The sequence below is a fragment of the Rhizobium sp. BK312 genome (assembly GCF_014193605.1).
Lineage (GTDB): Bacteria > Pseudomonadota > Alphaproteobacteria > Rhizobiales > Rhizobiaceae > Rhizobium.
The window spans coordinates 247971-267001 of the sequence record NZ_JACHZP010000007.1 but is presented as its reverse complement, the minus strand read 5'-3'; the positions used below and the strand labels follow the sequence as shown (position 1 = coordinate 267001).

General features: G+C 58.8%; 21 protein-coding genes. 16 read left to right on the top strand and 5 right to left on the bottom strand.

Features of this window, described 5'->3' with window-relative positions; genetic code table 11:
- The first annotated feature begins 37 nt into the window (after positions 1-37).
- The 5 genes from FHT85_RS21085 to FHT85_RS21065 all read left to right on the top strand — a co-directional run bounded on the left by FHT85_RS21085 (position 38) and on the right by FHT85_RS21065 (position 4467).
- Positions 38-493, top strand: coding sequence for a PTS sugar transporter subunit IIA (locus FHT85_RS21085; protein ID WP_112337311.1), 456 nt, complete (start codon positions 38-40; stop codon positions 491-493).
- A 161-nt stretch (positions 494-654) separates the two neighbouring features.
- Positions 655-1683 carry a sulfate ABC transporter substrate-binding protein gene (locus FHT85_RS21080; RefSeq protein WP_112411259.1) on the top strand — a complete coding sequence of 343 codons (1029 nt, stop codon included), beginning with the start codon at positions 655-657 and terminating at the stop codon, positions 1681-1683.
- Between the two features lie 6 nt (positions 1684-1689).
- Positions 1690-2547 (top strand): sulfate ABC transporter permease subunit CysT, encoded by an 858-nt coding sequence (cysT, locus tag FHT85_RS21075; protein ID WP_112411260.1) that lies wholly within the window; start codon positions 1690-1692, stop codon positions 2545-2547.
- Complete coding sequence (cysW, locus tag FHT85_RS21070) at positions 2537-3409, top strand: sulfate ABC transporter permease subunit CysW (protein WP_112337308.1); 873 nt, start codon at positions 2537-2539, stop codon at positions 3407-3409. Before cysT ends, cysW begins: the two co-directional genes overlap by 11 nt.
- An 11-nt stretch (positions 3410-3420) precedes the next feature.
- Positions 3421-4467, top strand: coding sequence for a sulfate/molybdate ABC transporter ATP-binding protein (locus tag FHT85_RS21065; protein WP_112411261.1), 1047 nt, complete (start codon positions 3421-3423; stop codon positions 4465-4467).
- Between the two features lie 3 nt (positions 4468-4470).
- Here the strand turns inward: FHT85_RS21065 and FHT85_RS21060 are convergent, their stop codons facing one another.
- The 3 genes from FHT85_RS21060 to FHT85_RS21050 form a co-directional block, all read right to left on the bottom strand.
- Positions 4471-5268, bottom strand: a complete 798-nt coding sequence (locus tag FHT85_RS21060; RefSeq protein WP_112411262.1) for an NAD-dependent epimerase/dehydratase family protein — start codon at positions 5266-5268, stop codon at positions 4471-4473.
- Positions 5269-5370: 102 nt separating this feature from the next.
- Positions 5371-6213 (bottom strand): endonuclease/exonuclease/phosphatase family protein, encoded by an 843-nt coding sequence (locus tag FHT85_RS21055; RefSeq protein WP_112411263.1) that lies wholly within the window; start codon positions 6211-6213, stop codon positions 5371-5373.
- 123 nt (positions 6214-6336) lie between these two features.
- On the bottom strand, positions 6337-7800 hold the full coding sequence (locus tag FHT85_RS21050; RefSeq protein WP_183774289.1) for a phosphatidylserine/phosphatidylglycerophosphate/cardiolipin synthase family protein: 1464 nt from the start codon (positions 7798-7800) through the stop codon (positions 6337-6339).
- Between the two features lie 326 nt (positions 7801-8126).
- Here FHT85_RS21050 and FHT85_RS21045 point away from each other — a divergent pair, with 326 nt between their 5' ends.
- The 5 genes from FHT85_RS21045 (at position 8127) to FHT85_RS21025 (ending at position 10767) form a co-directional block, all read left to right on the top strand.
- Positions 8127-8396, top strand: a complete 270-nt coding sequence (locus FHT85_RS21045; RefSeq protein ID WP_112398567.1) for a DUF2934 domain-containing protein — start codon at positions 8127-8129, stop codon at positions 8394-8396.
- Positions 8397-8629: 233 nt separating this feature from the next.
- Positions 8630-8881, top strand: coding sequence for a hypothetical protein (locus FHT85_RS21040; RefSeq protein WP_312861353.1), 252 nt, complete (start codon positions 8630-8632; stop codon positions 8879-8881).
- 38 nt (positions 8882-8919) lie between these two features.
- A complete protein-coding gene (locus tag FHT85_RS21035) occupies positions 8920-9234 on the top strand; it encodes a plasmid stabilization protein (RefSeq protein WP_112411266.1) in 315 nt (104 codons plus the stop codon).
- A 225-nt stretch (positions 9235-9459) separates the two neighbouring features.
- Positions 9460-10197: a glutathione S-transferase family protein gene (locus FHT85_RS21030; RefSeq protein WP_112398532.1), complete on the top strand. Its 738-nt coding sequence runs from the start codon at positions 9460-9462 to the stop codon at positions 10195-10197.
- 3 nt (positions 10198-10200) lie between these two features.
- The gene (locus FHT85_RS21025) at positions 10201-10767 is read left to right on the top strand and encodes a methyltransferase family protein (RefSeq protein WP_112411267.1); all 567 of its coding nucleotides are present in this window, start codon (positions 10201-10203) and stop codon (positions 10765-10767) included.
- Between the two features lie 2 nt (positions 10768-10769).
- On the opposite strand, the gene ligD is transcribed toward FHT85_RS21025, so the two are convergent.
- Together ligD and FHT85_RS21015 are read right to left on the bottom strand one after the other, a co-directional pair.
- Positions 10770-11663, bottom strand: a complete 894-nt coding sequence (gene ligD / locus FHT85_RS21020; protein WP_409527344.1) for a non-homologous end-joining DNA ligase — start codon at positions 11661-11663, stop codon at positions 10770-10772.
- Between the two features lie 83 nt (positions 11664-11746).
- Positions 11747-12541: an SDR family NAD(P)-dependent oxidoreductase gene (locus FHT85_RS21015; RefSeq protein WP_112411268.1), complete on the bottom strand. Its 795-nt coding sequence runs from the start codon at positions 12539-12541 to the stop codon at positions 11747-11749.
- A 354-nt stretch (positions 12542-12895) separates the two neighbouring features.
- Between FHT85_RS21015 and FHT85_RS21010 the strand changes: the two genes are divergently transcribed.
- The 6 genes from FHT85_RS21010 to FHT85_RS20985 all read left to right on the top strand — a co-directional run bounded on the left by FHT85_RS21010 (position 12896) and on the right by FHT85_RS20985 (position 19021).
- A complete protein-coding gene (locus FHT85_RS21010) occupies positions 12896-13291 on the top strand; it encodes a RidA family protein (RefSeq protein ID WP_112411413.1) in 396 nt (131 codons plus the stop codon).
- A 494-nt stretch (positions 13292-13785) separates the two neighbouring features.
- Positions 13786-15381 (top strand): ABC transporter substrate-binding protein, encoded by a 1596-nt coding sequence (locus FHT85_RS21005; protein WP_409527345.1) that lies wholly within the window; start codon positions 13786-13788, stop codon positions 15379-15381.
- A 22-nt stretch (positions 15382-15403) separates the two neighbouring features.
- Positions 15404-16387 carry an ABC transporter permease gene (locus tag FHT85_RS21000; protein ID WP_112411270.1) on the top strand — a complete coding sequence of 328 codons (984 nt, stop codon included), beginning with the start codon at positions 15404-15406 and terminating at the stop codon, positions 16385-16387.
- On the top strand, positions 16384-17286 hold the full coding sequence (locus tag FHT85_RS20995) for an ABC transporter permease (RefSeq protein WP_112411271.1): 903 nt from the start codon (positions 16384-16386) through the stop codon (positions 17284-17286). The genes FHT85_RS21000 and FHT85_RS20995 overlap by 4 nt, the downstream gene beginning before the upstream one ends.
- Positions 17283-18098 carry an ABC transporter ATP-binding protein gene (locus FHT85_RS20990; RefSeq protein WP_112411272.1) on the top strand — a complete coding sequence of 272 codons (816 nt, stop codon included), beginning with the start codon at positions 17283-17285 and terminating at the stop codon, positions 18096-18098. Before FHT85_RS20995 ends, FHT85_RS20990 begins: the two co-directional genes overlap by 4 nt.
- Positions 18095-19021, top strand: a complete 927-nt coding sequence (locus FHT85_RS20985; protein WP_112411273.1) for an ABC transporter ATP-binding protein — start codon at positions 18095-18097, stop codon at positions 19019-19021. Before FHT85_RS20990 ends, FHT85_RS20985 begins: the two co-directional genes overlap by 4 nt.
- Positions 19022-19031 lie beyond the last annotated feature (10 nt).

Genomic DNA, 19031 nt, shown 5'->3' with positions numbered 1-19031 from the left:
CCATTTCAGAATTTATTGCCGGACCTTGAGTGCGACCATGGACCTTTCCACGATCATTCTTCCCGAACACGTCTTTGTCGGCGTCTCCACTCCGACGAAATGGCGGGCATTGCAGATGCTGTCGTCGAAGGCAGCCCATTGCTTTGGCCTGGACGAGGCGGTGGTCCTGCGGGCGCTGGAGACGCGCGAAAAATTGGGCACGACGGGGATCGGCAATGGCGTTGCGGTTCCGCATGCCGCCATCGCTGCCATGACGAGGCCTCGGGGATTGATGGTGCATTTTGCACATCCCGTCGATTTCGAAGCCATCGACGACGTGCCGACGGAATGGGCTTTCGTGCTGTTGTTCGGAGAGGGCGGTCGGAGCGACTATCTGAACGTGCTTGCCGCGATCGCGAGGCGTTTGCGCACGGAAGGCGTTCTGACGGCAATGCGGCAGACAAAGAGCGCTGACGAACTCTATTCCGTCTTTATGTCCGACACAATTTGCTGACGACGCATTCGTCGGGCATCTGATGTCATTCGGGAATGTGATTTCACTTTTCTGGATTCTATGGGATGCTGTTCTCCACGGTTGCCGAAAACGGGAACTGTCTTCGTTACTTTATACGACCAAGTTGGTAGGGTTTAAGGACAAACGAAGGGGGTGTATTCATGCAGACGATAAAGCTTTCACGGCTGCTCGCCACGGCAGTTCTGATCGGCAGTTTCTCGATCGCGGCCGTCGCGCCGACCTGGGCGGCGGACAAGACGCTTCTTAATGTTTCCTACGATCCGACCCGTGAACTCTATAAGGACTTCAACACGGCCTTTGCTGCCAAGTGGAAGAAGGACACGGGTGAAACCATCAATATCAAGGCTTCGCATGGCGGTTCCGGCGCGCAGGCCCGCTCGGTTATCGACGGTCTCGATGCCGATGTCGTGACGCTCGCCCTTGAAGGCGATATCGATGCTATCGCCAAGGCGACGCACAAGATCCCCACCGACTGGAAGACCAAGTTCCCGAACAATTCCGTGCCCTATACCTCGACCATTGTTTTCCTGGTGCGCAAGGGCAATCCCAAGGGCATCAAGGACTGGGGGGATCTGGTCAAGGATGGCGTCGAAGTCATCACGCCGAACCCGAAGACATCGGGTGGTGCCCGCTGGAACATTCTGGCGGCATGGGCCTGGGCCAAGCAGGCCAATGGCGGCGATGATACCAAGGCGCAGGACTATGTCGGGCAGCTCCTGAAGCATGTCCCGGTCCTCGACACCGGAGCGCGCGGGGCGACGACGACCTTCGTGCAGCGTGGTCTTGGTGATGTGCTGCTCGCCTGGGAAAACGAGGCCTATCTCTCGCTCGACGAGCTCGGCCCCGATAAATTCGAAATCGTGACACCGTCCGTTTCGATCCGCGCCGATCCGCCGGTTGCCGTTGTCGACGGCAATGTCGACACTAAGGGCACGCGCAAAGTCGCGGAAACATATCTGAACTACCTGTACTCGGATGAAGGTCAGAAGATCGCTGCGAAGCACTATTACCGGCCGATCAAGCCGGAAGCAGCCGATCCGAAGGATGTCGCTCGTTTCCCGTCCCTGAAGCTCGCAACTATTGACGACTTCGGCGGATGGTCTCAAGCTCAGCCGAAATTCTTCGCTGACGGGGGCGTCTTCGATCAGATCTATAAGCCGGGACAATAAGACTGAATGCATTCTATAACCCGCAAACGGTGGCGGTTACGGCAGCCGAGCGTCATTCCGGGATTCGGATTGGCGCTCGGCGTTACCTTGGCTTGGCTCATCTTCATTGTTCTCATTCCGCTGTCGGGACTGCTGTGGAAGAGCAGCGCGCTCGGCTGGCAGAATTTCTGGGCCCTCGCGCTTGACGTGCGCACGCTCTATGCGCTGCGCATGAGCTTCGGCGGCGCCTTCATCGCCGCGCTCGTCAATGCCGTGCTCGGACTTATCCTGGCCTGGGTGCTGGTGCGTTACCGCTTTCCGGGTAAGCGCATCCTGGATGCCATGGTTGATCTGCCGTTCGCCCTGCCGACGGCAGTCGCCGGTATTGCCTTGACGACGCTCTACGCGCCGAATGGCTGGATTGGGCAGTTCCTGACGCCGCTCGGCATCAAGATCGCGTTCACTCCGGTCGGTGTTGTCATTGCATTGATTTTCGTCGGCTTGCCGTTCGTGGTGCGCACCGCGCAGCCCGTCATGGAAGAGATCGACCGCGAGGTCGAGGAAGCGGCAGCGACCCTCGGCGCGTCGCGTTTCCAGACGATAACCCGCGTGCTCTTGCCAGGTCTTGCGCCGGCGGCGCTGACGGGGTTTGCGTTGGCATTCGCGCGCGCGGCCGGTGAATACGGATCGGTCATCTTCATCGCCGGCAACAAGCCCTATGTTTCAGAAATCGCGCCGCTGCTCATCGTCATTCGCCTGGAGGAATATAATTATTCCGCAGCGACGGCGATCGCGACGGTGATGCTGTTCATTTCCTTCACCATGCTTTTGATCATCAATCTCATCCAGTCCTGGAGCAGAAGGAGATATGGCTATGGCGCATGATCTTTCTGCATCAGTCGAAACCGATCATTCCGTCATCACCGAAAGCCGGCTTGCGCGCATCGTCTTCATATTGATCTCGCTCGCGTTCCTGACGCTGATGGTGCTTCTGCCTCTCGCTGCCGTTTTCGTCGAGGCATTCCGCAAGGGGATCGAGACTTTCTTCGAAGCCTTGGTTGACGAGGAAACCTTCGCGGCGATCCGGCTGACATTGATCGTTGCAGGTATCAGTGTGCCGCTGAACCTCGTCTGCGGCATTGCTGCCGCCTGGGCGATCGCCAAATTCGAATTCAAGGGCAAGGCCTTACTGACGACGCTGATCGATCTGCCATTCTCGGTGTCGCCGGTCATATCGGGCCTGGTCTTCGTGCTGTTGTTCAATTCGAACAGCATATTCGGCCCTTGGCTGCAGAGCCACGGCATTCAGATCCTGTTTGCGGTTCCTGGGCTGGTCCTGGCAACGATGTTCGTCACCTTTCCCTTCGTGGCGCGTGAACTGATCCCGCTGATGCAGGAGCAGGGCAGCGCAGACGAGGAGGCAGCACTTTCGCTTGGAGCGAATGGCTGGCAGACATTCTGGTATGTCACGCTGCCGAACATCAAATGGGGTCTGCTTTACGGCGTGCTGCTTTGCAACGCCCGCGCCATGGGTGAGTTCGGCGCCGTTTCGGTGGTTTCCGGCCACATTCGCGGCGAAACAAATACCATGCCGCTGCAGGTCGAGATTCTCTATAACGAATATAATTTCTCTGGGGCCTTTGCCGTTGCTACGCTCCTGGCTCTGCTTGCCCTTGTCACATTGATACTGAAGACGCTGCTGGAAATGCGCTATAGCGAAGAGATCGCAGCTAGCCGGCGTCACTGAAGGAATTTTTGATGGAAGTTCGCGTTCAAAACCTGCGTAAGGAATTCGGTCGCTTTCCCGCATTGCATGACGTGTCCCTGGATATCCGCTCGAGCGAACTGATCGCGCTTCTCGGGCCATCCGGCTCCGGCAAGACGACGCTGCTGCGCTTGATTGCCGGGCTGGAAACGCCGACGGAAGGCAAGATTTTCTTCGGCGAGGATGATGCTTCGTCGAAGACCGTGCAGCAGCGCAACATCGGCTTCGTGTTTCAGCATTATGCGCTGTTCCGGCACATGACGGTGCTCGACAATATCTCCTTCGGCCTGAAGGTTCGCTCTGCATCGCGGCGCCCGCCGCGCGATGAAATCCGCCGCCGTGCAACGGAGCTGCTAGAACTGGTGCAGCTAAATGGCCTGGAGAAGCGCTATCCAACGCAGCTTTCGGGCGGCCAGCGGCAGCGTGTTGCGCTGGCGCGGGCCATGGCCGTGGAGCCGAATGTCCTGCTTCTCGACGAGCCCTTCGGGGCTCTCGATGCGCAGGTGCGCAAGGACCTGCGCAAATGGCTGCGCGAGATTCACGACCGCACCGGCCACACCACCGTTTTCGTGACCCATGACCAGGAAGAAGCACTGGAGCTCGCCGATCGCGTCGTCGTGCTCAATAAGGGCGCGATCGAACAGGTCGGCACGCCGGACGAGATCTACGACACGCCGAACTCGCCTTTCGTCTATGGATTCATCGGTCAATCCAATCGCCTCAAGGTGCGCATCACCAGCGGTGAGATATGGTTCGATGACAAGCCGCTGGGGCTCAGCACGCCGCATGAGCCCGATGGCGAAGCCTATCTCTATTTTCGACCCCACGATATCGAGATCCGCGACGGCGATAGCGGCGCGATTGCGGGTTTGCTCGTTGCCAGCAGGCGCGTGGCAGGTACCCGCCATCTCGAGATCAACATCGGTGCCGAGCACGATCCTATGGAGATCGAACTGCCGCCGAACAAGGCGGACGCATTGGACCGCAACCGCATCGCCTTCAGGCCGACCCGTTGGAAGCTCTTTCGCAACGGCGTCTGACGATCAGTCCTCGGGATGAGCGGCAGAAACGAAGCCGCCGCCCTGATAGACGATTGCGGGATCGTTTGGATCCTCAGTGGGCGTTCTCGACAGAATTTCGGCCCGCCACGGCGCTGCGCTATCGCGCGGCTTCCAGCCGAGGAAGGCTGCGTTGCTGTTGTCCCACCATTGCTCGTCATTGTCCGAGACACCGTAGACGATCGTGTGGCCGAGACGCGGGGCGTTGAAGGCGCAATCGCACAGCGAGACGAAATCCCTGATGCTGAACCAGGTGGCGAGCATGCGCGTATTGCGCGGCTCCGGGAAGCACGAACCAATACGCACCGAAAGCGTTTCCTGGCCGAACTTGTCGAAGTAGAGGCTGGCGACGGCCTCGCCGAATACTTTTGAGACGCCATAGAGCGAGTCCGGCCGTGTCGGCATCTTGTTGTCGATCCGCTCGTCGCGACGGTAGAAGCCGATCGTGTGATTGGAGCTTGCAAAAACGATGCGCGGCTTGCCGGCGGCACGCGCTGCTTCATAAAGATTGTAGAGGCCGACGATGTTGCCTTGAAGGATCAGATCGAATGGCTTCTCGACCGAAATGCCGCCGAGATGGATGATCCCGTCCACGCCCTTGACCATTGCCTCGACGCCGCCACGGTCGGCGAGATCGCAAGCGACGAAACGCTCGTTCGGACGCAAGTCGCTTATCGGCGAGAGATCGGATAAAACGACATTCTCGGCAATTTGCGACAGAAGCGGCCTGATCGCCTGCCCGACGCCACCGGCGGCCCCAGTCAGCAACAAAGTCTTCAGCATGGATTGTCTCCCGGATCGGTCAATTGCGGGCAGCCTATAAGATGGTCCTTCGCCCGTCATCACATATATCGGTGGGATCAACATGAAGCATGTCGATAACGTCTAGGCTGTCTGTGGATGCCGCTGCGCTTCGTTGTCGAACGTTTCGAGACTGACGACCGCCTTGATGGGCAGATGATCCGACGCCATGCGCGCCAGTGGTGAGTCGTGCACCTCGACCGAGGAAATCATGCCGCGGCGATTTGCCATGATGCGATCGAGCGCCAGGAGTGGCAGCGTCGAGGGAAAGCTCGGAACAGCAGGCGGAAGCGGGCCGAAGGCGGCCTGGAAAGTATTGAGCGATGAGCGGTCGCCCAGCCGCCATTCATTGAGATCGCCCAGCAGAATGGTCGGCATCTCGCTGCCGTCGTTCATGAGGTCGACGATCAGGCGTGTCTGCTGGGCACGCGAGCGATGCAGCAGGCCGAGGTGCGCGGCAATGATTCTGAGGCTCCCGCCGCGCGCCAATTCCAGTTCGGCAATGAGTGCGCCGCGCGGCTCCAGCCCGGGTAGATTGATCTGATGGACATCGCGAACCGTGCCCTGCTTGAAAAGCACGACATTGCCATGCCAGCCATGGGCCTTGGTGACGCCAGAGATCGGCACCGGAATAAGCCCCGTCTCGCGCTCGAGGCGGCGCAGGTCAAGGATACCCGTGCGTTCCCCGAAACGGGTGTCGGCTTCCTGCAAGCCGATGATATCGGCATCGATTTCATGAATGACGCGGCTGGTGCGTTCCGGATCGAAGCGGCGGTCGGCACCGACGCATTTGTGGACGTTGTAGGAGGCGATCAATGTGCCTTCCGGTCGGTCCACCTGGCCGCCAGCCGGCTTGGGGCGCGATTTCTTGCGGTTCTTCAGGCTTTCCAGAATGCTCGCACGGAGGCTTTCTTTCTTCTTTCGCATCTATCCGTCGACCGTTCCTTAATCAGACCATGTCGGGCACATGGGAAAGAGTATAAGAAGCGATCGTTGGCCTTGTCATGTAAAAAGGCTGCGACCAGGCCAGATTATTCGGTTAAGCCAGCGTCAGAGATAGGGCGAACCGAGCCAAAGCACCTTTTCGATAAGTCTGACGATGAAGGGCCGCGCCCGAAGCTTTTCGAGATCGACCGGATGCGCCGTTTCGAGGATTGCGCCGATATGCGCGTCGATCGTGCCGGCAAAGCCGCGATCGAGCACCTCGAGATCCACCTCGAAATTGAGCCTCAGCGAGCGCGGATCGAGATTGGAAGAGCCGACATAGGCCCAGATGCCGTCGATGGCCAAAAGCTTGGAATGGTTGAAAGCGCCTTCGGCGCGCCAGATGCGGCAATAATTCTTCAGCATCTGGTCGAATTGCGCCGTCATAGCTCGGTCGACGAGCACGAGATTATTGGCTGTCGGCACGACGATATCGACCTCGACGCCGCGCCGGGCTGCTGTCACCAGAGCGCTGATCAATTCTCGATCGGGCAGGAAATAAGGCGACATGATGCGGATGGATTTGCGCGCCACCGACAGCGCACCAATCAGCATCTTATGATTGGTCTCGACGCTGCGATCCGGGCCGGAGGCGACGACCCGCATAAAGACGGGGGCACCCGGCTCGTTGGAAGGGGCGGCAATTCGCCATTCCGGGGCGTTCAGGACCTCGCCCGTGGTAAAGCGCCAGTCTTCGGCTGCCGTATTGAAGAGATCGGCGATTGCCGGGCCTGTGACGCAGAAATGCATGTCGCGGGCGCAGTGATCGCGAGCGAATTCGCGCGTAAAACCCTGGCGTATGTTCATGCCGCCGGTAAAGGCAATTCGCCCGTCGATGCTGAGGATCTTACGGTGGGTGCGCAGATTGGCGTAGGGCAACCGGAGGCCGATGATGACATTGCCGTTGAAGACGTCGACCTGAACGCCGCCCTGGCGCAGATAACCCATGATACTCGGCACGGAATAGCGGGCGCCGACGGCATCGATCAGCACGCGGACGCTGACGCCGCGTTTGGTCGCGGCAATCAGCGCATCGGCGATGCGAAGGCCGATCGGGTCGCGATCGAAAATATAGGTTTCCATCAGGATGCTGCGTTCGGCGCCATCGATTGCGGCTTTCATCGCGGCACAGGCGACATCGCCGTTCGTCAGCATCTCGATCGTATTGCCGGTGCTCATCGTGTAACGGACGACCCGGTCGCCGAGCGTCTTCATCGAGCCGAAACGTTCGCCGAAGAGCCGCCGCACCTCGCCGTCATCCGCGTCGAAGCTGGAGAGCTCGCCATTCGCATCCTTGCGAAAGAGCGCATCTCGCTGCGAGGTGAGGGAGGCCCGGCGGATGCGATTGATGCCGGCGACAGCATAGAGGACGGCACCAATGATGGGGGACAGGATGATGACGCCGACCCAGCCGATCGCGGCGCGGACATCCTCTTTGGTCATGGCTGCATGGATTGCAGCGGCGGCACCCATCGCGATGGAAAGGACGGCGAGAATTTGGCCCCAATGGGCGGCCACGAGGTCGATCATGATGCAAGTATATCCTTGCGCGCAAAAGCTGCAATGAGCCGGCTTGCGGTCATCAGAAGGCTATCGGTGCGAAAATTCATCCTATTAGATAATTTTAATTGAACCCCGTTGTCACCGCCTTCATAGTTAGGGTGCTTCGGCTGCTTCGCTACCGTCCCCCACGGTAAATCTGTCTTTCGTTTGAAGCGCCACTGCGGTTCGAGAGTCGAGACCGAAGAACGCTTGACCTAGTGTCTTGACTGCTCGGGGGAGGCGTAAAGCCCGCATTTCAAGAACGGGCATTGTTCATCAAAACCATGTTCAATGATGCGAACGGAGAACAGCAGATGTTGGAACCTCGGGACGAATGGATCAAGAAACGCGCATACGCCATATGGGAAGAGGAAGGTCATCCTTCGGGACGCGACGCCGAGCACTGGGCGCAGGCGAGCAGCGAGCGTATTGCGCTTGAAAAGACTGTAGCAAACGGCAGCACGATCGATATCAAGCCAAAGGCGAAGCGCAAGACGGCGGTCGCTGCGGCGGCTGTTGCCGAGGAGAAGTCGGCCAAACCCGCGAAGAAAACGCCGAAGAAGGCTGTAGCGCCGAAGGTGTAAGGCGTGTCGGTCTTAAGAGTGTGGCGGAGACAGGAGCGGCCTGTTGGCAACGGCAGGCCCTCTCTCTTTCAAAAGACGGCGGCCGGCGGAATATTTGCAATAATTCCGGTGATTTGGCTCTCCTGCGCGACATAGTTGTCACACATCGATGCTACGAATTGCGAAGGGAGCTTAGCAATGGGTCGTAGCGACATCGATGATAGGGAAATGACGGTTGCCGCAATCGTTGCGGCGTGCTGCGCTGCCTGCTTTGCCAATGGGTTTGGAGCGATGCGATGACCTCCCTCCTTATATTGACCGCGCTCTATCTGCTGGCCGCCTTGGTCCTGATTTTGATCATCGATCGTTCAGTCGGCATCTTTTTCCCGGCTTCGGCCAAGCAATCTGCCGCCGCGCGGCATGATCGGCGCTTCCGAATGCTTCCAGCCAATCTGCTGTCCAGTAATCGCAATTCGCCCGGGCGGATCTCGGAACCTTTTCTCTGACGACGGGTTGGTTTTTCGTCCTAACAAGGAGAAAGATCATGCCCCGAGGAGACAAATCGGCCTATACGGACAAACAGAAGCGCAAGGCTGAGCATATCGAGGAAGGATATGAAGACCGCGGCATTTCCAATGAGGAGGCGGAGCGGCGTGCCTGGGCGACGGTCAATAAGGAAAGCGGCGGCGGCAAGAAATCCGGCTCCGGTCGCGGCCATCCCGAAAATCACGAATCGTCCGAAAAGGGCGGCAGGATCGGCGGACGCGCCGCCGCCAAACGGCCCGCAGCGGAGCGTTCTGCTTCCGCCAAGAAGGCGGCGGCGACACGTAAACGCCACGAGCATAATGCGCGCAGCTAGCCTCCCCGTTGGAGGTCTCGCCGGACCTTTTTCACAGGCCGAAGATCACATTCACAGGGCTTCTGGCGCATATGTGTAGCCCATACCGTCGGTTGCCACTTATCTTCTCTACCATCGGCGCTAAATTGTAGGCTTGCGATGCGCCGATGGTGACGGTGACGAGAATATGCCCGTCGCTACGACTGCCGCGGCTGGCGTTTTCAATTCTCGGGAGGGAAAAACCGAATGGCTTACGAACTCTATTATTGGGATGGCATTCAAGGGCGCGGCGAATTCGTTCGGCTGGCGCTGGAGGAGGCGGGTGCGGAGTATGTCGATGTTTGTCGCGGACCGGCAAGCAAGGGGCAGGGAATGCCCGCCATGTTCGCCATCATGGGCGGAAAATCCGACTTCGATCTTCCGTTTGCGCCGCCATTTCTGAAGGACGGTGATCTGATTATTCCGCATGTGGCGAATATCCTGATGTATCTCGGGCCGAAACTAGGTCTGGCACCGAGGGACGAAGGAAAGCGCCACGTGTTGAACGGCCTGCAGTTGACCATCACCGATCTCGTCGCCGAGGTACACGACACGCATCACCCGATCGCAACGTCGAAATATTACGATGACCAGAAGCAAGAGGCCAAAGCGCGCTCTGCAGAATTCATCGAAAACCGCATTCCCAAGTTTCTCGGCTATTTCGAGAAAGTGCTTCAGCAGAACCCCGAAGGATCGAGCCATATCTTCGGCGGCGAATTGACCTATGTCGATCTATCGCTGTTCCAGGTCTATGAGGGATTACACTATGCCTTCCCGCGCGCGACAAAGCATTTTGAACGCGATTATCCGCATCTGACTGCGCTGCACGCAGCTGTCATGAAACGGCCCAACATTGCTCGCTATCTTCAGTCCGATCGCCGTATTCCCTTCAATGAGAACGGCATTTTCCGGCACTATCCGGAACTGGACAAAGACGTGGCCTGAGCGATGCTGCTTTATCAATTCATTCCTGCATGCTGGATCACCTGGTTGTTGATCTGGCTTTTCGCTTCGTTCGGCGTCAAGAAGAGCGTGCGGCAGGAGGATCCGTGGTCGCGGCTCGGCAATACCGCGCCGATCTGGATCGGCGCCTTCCTGCTTGCGATCAATCCATCCTGGTTCGGCCCCTTGCGACATCGCATCATTCCGCAAGACCTGACATCCTATGCTATCGGTGCCGCTCTGACTTTGATCGGCCTGCTCTTCGCCGTATGGGCGCGCTATCACATCGGTAGAAACTGGAGCGGCGTGATTACCCTCAAGGAGGATCACGCGCTCGTCCGCTCCGGTCCCTATGCGCTTGTGCGGCATCCGATCTATTCCGGCCTGATGCTTGCCATCATCGGCTCGGCAATTGCGCGAGGCGACATCGCGGCGGCCCTGGCCATCGTCGCCGTTCTCTATGCCGTGCTGCGCCGTGTGCAGATTGAGGAAAGCTGGATGAGCGAGACCTTCGGCTCGGCCTATGCCGACTATAAGGCCAGCACGCCGGCGCTGGTCCCGTTTCTCGTGTAGCGTCAGACTTTGAGCGGCGATGCCGCCTTGAAGAAATCTGCCCAAGGATCGGCGCTCGAGTGGCCGAGGCGCGATGCAGCATTCTTGACCGTAAAGGAAGCCGGCCCGATCGTGTCGTCCAATTCTTCCCAAGAGACCGGCATCGAAACGGCCGCGCCCTTTCTGGCGCGTGTCGAATAGGGTGCCACGGCAGTATTGCCGCGACCGTTGCGCAGATAGTCGATGAAGATGTGACCAGCTCGTTTCGCCTTGCTGGCGACCGACAAATATGTCTGCGGACTATCGGCACTCATCGCATGGGCGATCGTTTCGGCGGCATCCTTGATATCAGGCCAGGTCGCCTGCGGTTTGACGGACGCGACCACATGCAGGCCCTTGCCGCCGGAGGTTTTGACGAAGGAGGTTAGACCCAGGGCCGCGAACCGCTCCCTGATCTCTTTCGCTGCAGTCACGACCTTGCTCCATACGATATCCTCGCCGGGATCGAGGTCCATGATGATCATGTCGGGCTTTTCCCAATGATCGATCGTGGTGCCCCAGGGGTGTATCTCCAGGGCGGCTGATTGGACGAGCGTAGCAAGCCCGTCAAAATTCTCGATCTTCAAAAGCTTTGCGGCGTCTTTGTCTCCGGGATCGGCGATTTCGGTGATGTGATGATTGATGCCTTTCCAGGCGTGTTTCTGGAAGAAGCGTGGCCCGTCGATACCATCGGGGCAGCGCAAGAGGGCGAGGGGGCGATTGATGACGAATGGCGACATGCGCTCCCACGCCACGGCATAATATTCGAGAAGATCATGCTTGGTAATATTATCGTCGGGCCAATAGACCCGCTCCGGATGGGTCAATTCCACCGACGTTTCGATGCCGTCATGAGTGGGCGTCTTTGCCATCTGCATGCGCTCCATCTTCCCCGACGCGAAGGCCCCGCGCCGGGCAAGACTAACACTGCCCGACGCACAAAGCGACCGCTGGCCGCATCTCACGGCATGAGCTGGCCGCCATTGACCTCGATGATCTGGCCGGTGATGTAGCCGGACAGGGTGGGAGAGGCGAGGAAGAGATAAGCGCCGACGCAGTCTTCCGGCGTGCCGACGAATCCCATGGGAATCGTCTTGCGCTGCAGTTCCATCTGCTCGTCGTTGGTATAGCGCTCATGGAACGGCGTCGCGATGACGCCGGGTGCGACGGCATTGACGCGGATCTTGTCGTTGACGAATTCCTTGGCATGGCCATGGGTAATGGTCGAGACGAACCCCTTGGAGGCGGCATAGAGAATTGCGCCATTGCCGCCGCCGTTGCGCGCGGCAATCGAGGTCGTGTTGATGATGAAGCCGCCTTGTTTTTTCAGGTGTGGATGAGCGGCGCGGGTCGCCGCAAGGACGGAGCGTGCATTGAGGTTCATCACCCGCTCATAATGCTCATCTGTCATTTCGGCGGTCGGCAGCCGCCCGAGCATGCCGCCGGCATTATTGATCAGGCCATCGAGGCCACCCAGCGCGTCTACCGCATCCTTGACGACGCTCTCGGTCCCGCCGTCTTGCGAGACATCGCCCTGAATAAGATGGACGGTTCCGCCGCCAGCCTTGATTTCATCGGCCAGCTTTTCCGCCGGCTCGCGGCTTGCATTGAAGTGCAGGCCGATCTTCATGCTCTGTGCGGCAAAGGCGCGTGCCACGGCGGCACCGATGCCGGTCGAAGCGCCCGTTATCAATACTCTTTTGCCGGCAAGATCGGGAATGCGAATGGACGCAAGCGATTGCGTGAGTTCTGCCATGACGACTCCTCCTGAACGTCAACCAATCATACGACGAAATATGCCTTTGTCTTATCAGGCTCGGGGGCGAAAAGGCAATCATGCCAAGCGCGACAAAAGGACGGACATGTCCTTTGTCGAGGAAGCGTCCTTAGTCGCCGGAAAATAAAAGGCTTTTTCTCGTTTTTGAAGTTAAGGTTTCGATCGAAGTCGCAGAAGCATCGCTCCATGTCCATCCCGCAAGCGAACAAAACGATCTGGCGTAGCGCCGTTGCGGCAGATAAGGAAGCTACTAGGAGAGTCGAACGCTTGGGCCTGTTCACGATGAATGATGGTGACTGCGACTTTCAGCAACGGGGTGAGACTGAGGATATCATGAGCAAGAACAAGCTGATCCGTTTCGACGTCGCCGACAATCAGGCCGGCGGCCAGCGTCGCCCCTTCGCCAAGGCCGTCAGGGCAGGCGATTTCGTGTACGTTTCGGGTCAGGTTCCGACCATCAACGGCGAAATCGTTACGGGCAATATCGTCACGCAGACCGAGCAGGTCATTGCCAATATCAAGGATGTCCTTGCTCTTGCCGATTGCACGCTCGAGCATGTGGTGAAGGTCAATGTGTGGCTGGATGACGCTCGTGATTTCTCGAGCTTCAATGCGGTATTCGAAAAGCATTTCATCGATCATCCGCCAGCCCGTTCGACCGTTCAGTCGCCAATGATGGTCGATGTGAAGGTGGAAATGGACGTCATCGCCTACAAACCGCTCGACTGACCGAGCGCTGTTTTTTGCCTCGATCGCGGTGCGGCAAGGGCTGCATCGCAATCCATCTCGCGTCCATTTATGGTGACGCAATTTAATAATCAGTTTCTCCAATATCTGCTCTTCAATCCCAAAGCAGGCACGCTGTCTGCTTTGGGATTTTGGATAAGCGCACGCTTTTTTCCCGATTGCGGCCCCTCTAGTCGCGGCTCGCTCTGCTGCCACCAGAACACAGCTCTCGCGATATCCCCACGCAATTTCCGGTAGCGGGGGGCTTGCGTGCCGACATCAGCGGCAATCTTCCAAATCTTAAAATCGATGCCTGTTGATTTCCAATCAGCGATTGACGAGCTCTGAAACTCGATATTAAATCAATTTGATTGACTACTCACAAGCAGCAAGAGGGGCTGGAAATGAGAATGAGGAAAAAGTCATTGCGCAATCTATTTTATCGGACATCACTGGCAGCGGCGGCGCTAGGCGCTTCGCTGGCGTTCGGTGCAGGCATGGCATCCGCGGAATCCGTGCTAACGATGCACATCGAGGAGCAGACCAGCTGGGTCAGCAACTTCAATCCTTTCGATCTGGCCGGTCGTCGCCAGAGCACGATGGATTTCATCTACGAGCCGTTGGTCATCTTCAACGCCAATGGCGGCGGCAAGCCGGTCTGGCGTCTCGCGACCAGCTACAAGTTTTCCGACGATCTCAAGTCGATTACGTACGAACTGCGCCCCGGGGTGAAATGGTCGGACGGTCAGCCGCTGACGTCGGCCGACGTGAAATACACGATCGACCTGATGCTGAAGAACCCGGCTGTCGACACCGTTGGTGTCGGCGAGACAGTCGCCTCCGTCGAAGCACCGTCGCCGACAGAGGTGACGATCAAGCTCAAGGCCGTGAATTCCGAATTCCCGGAATCCCTCGCCGATCTCGCCGTCGTGCCCGAGCATATCTGGAAGAACGTGGCCGATCCGGTCGCTTTCAAGAACGAAAAGCCCATCGGTTCCGGCCCGATGACCGAAGTTCGCCGCTTCACGCCGCAGGTTTACGAGCAGTGCCGCAATCCGAACTATTGGGATGGCGCATCGCTTCATGTCGATTGCCTGCGCCTGCCGCAGATTTCGGGCAACGACCAGATGCTGGCGCTGCTGCCGGAAGGCACCGTGGACTGGATCGGCTCGTTCCTGCCGCAAATCGACAAGACTTTCGTTGCGCTCGACCCGCAGCATAATGGCTACTGGCAGCCGCCGGCGGAAACCGTTGCCTTCGAGATGAACTTCAAATCTTCGAGTGTCGGTAATTTCGAGGCATTCAAGGATCTCAACTTCCGCCATGCGTTCAGCCTGGCGATGGACCGCAAATCGATGGTCGATATTGCCGGCTTCGGTTATCCGGTCGTCAACCTCCATGCCAGCGGCCTGCCGCCGCGCTTCGAAAGCTGGCGCAACAAGGCTGCCGAGGGCGACAAGGACGCCTTTATGGGCTTCGACACCGACAAGGCAAACAAGATCCTGGATGACGCCGGCTACAAGAAGGGCGCGGACGGCTTCCGCACCACGCCAAGCGGCAAGCCGATCACCTTCGCGGTCATCGTGCCGAACGGCTGGACCGACTGGATCGATGCCGTGCAGATCGCCGTCGAAGGGCTTCGCGCCGCGGGTATCAATGCCTCCGTCGCCACGCCGGAATACGAGCAGTGGCGCAAGCAGCTTCTCGATGGCAGCTTCGATGTCGTCATGAACTCGCGCGCCGATAGCGCGACGCCGTTCCAGGGCTATTATCAGAGCCTGTCGACGGCCTATGCCGGCAAGCTCACCGTCGCCGCGCCACGCTACTCCAACCCGAAGCTCGATGCGCTCTTCGATCAGTATCTGAAGTCGTCTTCCGATGATGATCACAAGAAGATCTTCAACGATATCCAGGTTATGATCGCCGACGATTTCCCGGTCGTTCCCGTCTTCAACGGCCCGACCTGGTATCAGTATTCCAGCAAGCGTTTCACCGGTTGGGTCACGGACAAGGATCCGGTGATGAATCCGGAAAACCACGACAACAACCGCATGCGTCTCATGCATCTTCTGCGTCTGAAGCCGGTCCAATAAGGCCACAGCGAAGGAAGCAGACATGCGTGTTTCGAGCCGGCGCCTCGGCGTCTACGCGGTGGCATTGGCCTTCGCGATCGTCGTGAACTTCATTCTTCCCCGGCTTATGCCGGGGAGCCCCGTCGATGCCATGGTCGCCCAGCTCGGGCCGCGGGCCACGCCCGCGGCAGTCGAGGCGATCAAGGCCCGTTTCGGCGAGATCGACCAACCGATCATGATGCAGTTCCTCGATTACCTTAAAGGCCTCGCCACCTTCGATCTTGGCGTTTCGGTCAAATACTATCCGCAGACGGTGGTCCAGGTGCTGAGCCGGGCGACTCTCTGGACCATCTTCCTTGTGGTCACCGCGATCATATTTTCGCTGTGTGTCGGTGTCGTGCTCGGTGCGGTCGCGGCATGGAGGCGCGGCGGGCGGTTCGATACGGTCGTATCGCCCTTCGCGGTCATCCTGTTTTCGATACCGCCCGTCATCGTGGCGCTCACGACCCTGTTCGTCTTCGCCGTATCGTTGCGCTGGTTTCCCGTGGGATATGCCTATGATCCCAACCTCGATCCGGGTTTCAATTTCACCTTCTTCGGCAGCGTGTTCATGCACGCGATCCTGCCGGTGCTGACGCTGTCACCATTCCTGATCGGTGAGTTCCAGACCACCATGCGTTCTTCGATGATCGTCGTGCTTGGCGAGGATTACGTGACGATGGGCCGCGCCAAGGGGCTGAGCAATCTCGCCGTCATGTTCGGCTATGGCGCGCGTAACGCGCTTTTGCCGGTGCTCACCAATCTTGCGCTGATTCTCGGCGCCGTCTTCGGCGGCTCGATCGTCACCGAGATCGTCTTCAATTATCCGGGTCTTGGGCTGACGCTGTTCACCGCCAGTGTGGCGCGCGACTATCCCGTCATCCAGGGGCAGTTGCTGCTGATGACGCTTGCGACGCTTGGCGCAAATTTCCTCGTCGACATCATCTACGGTCTCGTTGACCCGCGATTGAGAGAGGCAGGCCGATGAGCTTCTCCTTCCGATCCATTTTCAGCCAGAAGAAGGCGCTTGTCGGTTTCGTCATCGTCGCAGCGCTATGCCTGATGGCGATCTTCGCGCCGGTCATCGCGCCGGGCGAACCAGGCGCCCGTGTCGGTCGCTCGCATCAGCCACCATCCGTCGAGCATGTCTTCGGCACGACGAAGATGGGCCGCGACGTCTACAAGCAATTCGTCTGGGGCGCCAGAAGCTCGCTTTCGGTCGGCTTCGCCACGGGCATCGCCATTACCGTGCTCGGCACCGCCATCGGCCTCATCGCCGGCTATACCGGCGGCAAGACCGATGCTGCACTCGACCTTGCCACGAATGCCGTGCTGGTCATCCCGAACATGCCGCTCCTCATCCTGCTTGCTTCCTTTGCCGGCACAGTCGGGCCGATAACGATCATGACCATCATCGCCATGACGTCCTGGCCATGGGGCGCGCGCATGACGCGTTCCCAGACGATGGCGCTACGCAACCGCGATTTCGTCACCGCCGCCAAGATGATCGGCGAGCCCGCCTGGCGCATCATCTTCGTCGAGATCCTGCCGAACCTGACGCCGCTCATCGGCATCAACCTGGTCGGCAGCATCATCTACGCGATCGTTGCCCAGACCACGCTCGAATATCTCGGCTTCGGCGATCCGCTGAAGGTTACTTGGGGCACCATGCTTTACAACGCTCAGAATGCCTCGGCCATCATGGTTGGCGCCTGGTGGGATATCGGCATACCGGCTATCGGCATCGCGCTGACGGGGCTTGGTCTTGCGCTGATCAACTTCACCTTCGATGAAATCGCCAATCCGCAATTGCGTTCCGGCCCGGCCTTGACCCGCTGGTTCCGCCTGACACGCGCTCGCAACCGCATGATGAGGACCGAGCAATGAGCGGCAATCTGCTTGAGATCGAACATCTTAATATCGACTATCTGCTCGACAAGGGCGATTTCCGCGCGGTGAAGGATGTATCCTTCAATATCGGCCGCGGCGAAATCTTCGGTCTTGCCGGCGAATCCGGCTGCGGCAAGAGCACGATCGCCTATGCGATCACTCGGCTCTCCAAGGCTCCGGCCTGGATCAGCGGCGGAAGCATTCGGCTCGACGGGCAGGATCTGCTCAAGATGCCGGAAGGCGAGCTGCAGAAGATCCGCTGGAAGCGCATCGGCATGGTATTCCAGAGCGCTATGAATTCTCTCAATCCGCTGATGCGGGTGGAGGCACAATTCCACGACGTCTTGCGTCGCCACACCGGATGCACGCGTCAGGAATCGCGTGCGCGGGCCGAAGAAATGTTCAAGCTGGTCGGCATTCCCCCGCATCGCGTCGGCGATTACCCGCACCAGTTTTCCGGTGGCATGCGCCAGCGCATCGTCATCGCCATCTGCCTGGCGCTACGTCCTGAACTCATCATCATGGACGAACCGACAACAGCGCTCGATGTCGTCGTGCAGCGTGAGATTCTCGAACAGGTTCTCGACCTGCAGCAGACCTATGGCTTCTCGGTGCTGTTCATCACCCATGACCTGCATCTGATGGCGCAGCTATGCCACCGTATCGGCGTCATGCTGAGGGGCGAACTGGTCGAGGTCGGTGATGTCACTCAGGTCAGCCAGTCGCCCGTTCATGAGTACACGCGCAAGCTTTGGAATGCCATTCCACAGCTTCCGGTCAGCGCGCATCCTCTCGGAGTTTTCGCATGAAACCGCAGATACAGGCTGTGACTGCAGAACCCTTCATCCGGCTCGATGATATCCAGCGCCATTTCGGCCCCGTGCACGCGTTGAAAAGCGTTTCCTTTTCACTATTCGCGGGAAAGGCACTGGCACTGGTCGGCGAATCCGGCTGCGGCAAGACCACCTGCGCCCGCATCATTGCCCGCCTCGACAAGCCAACTGCCGGCCGGCTCCTCTTTCGCGGACGGGATCGCACGGCGCGAGGGGCGAGCAAAGACGAGCGGATGTACCGCAAGGATGTGCAGATGGTGTTTCAGGATCCGTTCTCCTCGCTCAACCCGGCCTTCACGATCAATCATCACATCGCAAGGCCACTGCAGTTGCACGGTGGGGACAAGCCGAAGGCCGAGCGAGAGGAGGATATCGCGAAGCTGCTCGAGAGTGTCGGGCTCGATCCTGCGGTGACACGCCAGAAGTTTCCGCACGAACTCTCCGGCGGTCAGCGCCAGCGCGTCAATATTGCCCGAGCGCTTGCGGTTTCTCCGAGCGTACTGGTGGCCGACGAGCCGACTTCGATGCTCGACGTCTCGATCCGCAAGGATATTCTCGATCTGCTGGCGCGGGTAAAACGGGAAAACGATCTCGCCATGCTCTACATCACCCATGATATCGCAACGGCTGCCCATGTTGCGGAGGAGATCGTGGTGATGTTTGCCGGCCAGATGGTCGAGTGGGGCGAGACCGATGCCGTCCTCGCCAGTCCGAAGCACCCCTATACGCAGCTTTTGCTTTCTGCCGTGCCGGATGGTGGCCGCAGGTTCGTGACCGGCGGCAGTGCCCGCTTTCTGGAGCAGGCGGAAAAGATCCGCGCGCTCAGCCGGCCGGTCTCGACGGTGGTCGAGGAAGTCGGTCCCAATCATTTCATGCGTGCGCTCGTCACATCGAATTAGGAGGAATTCC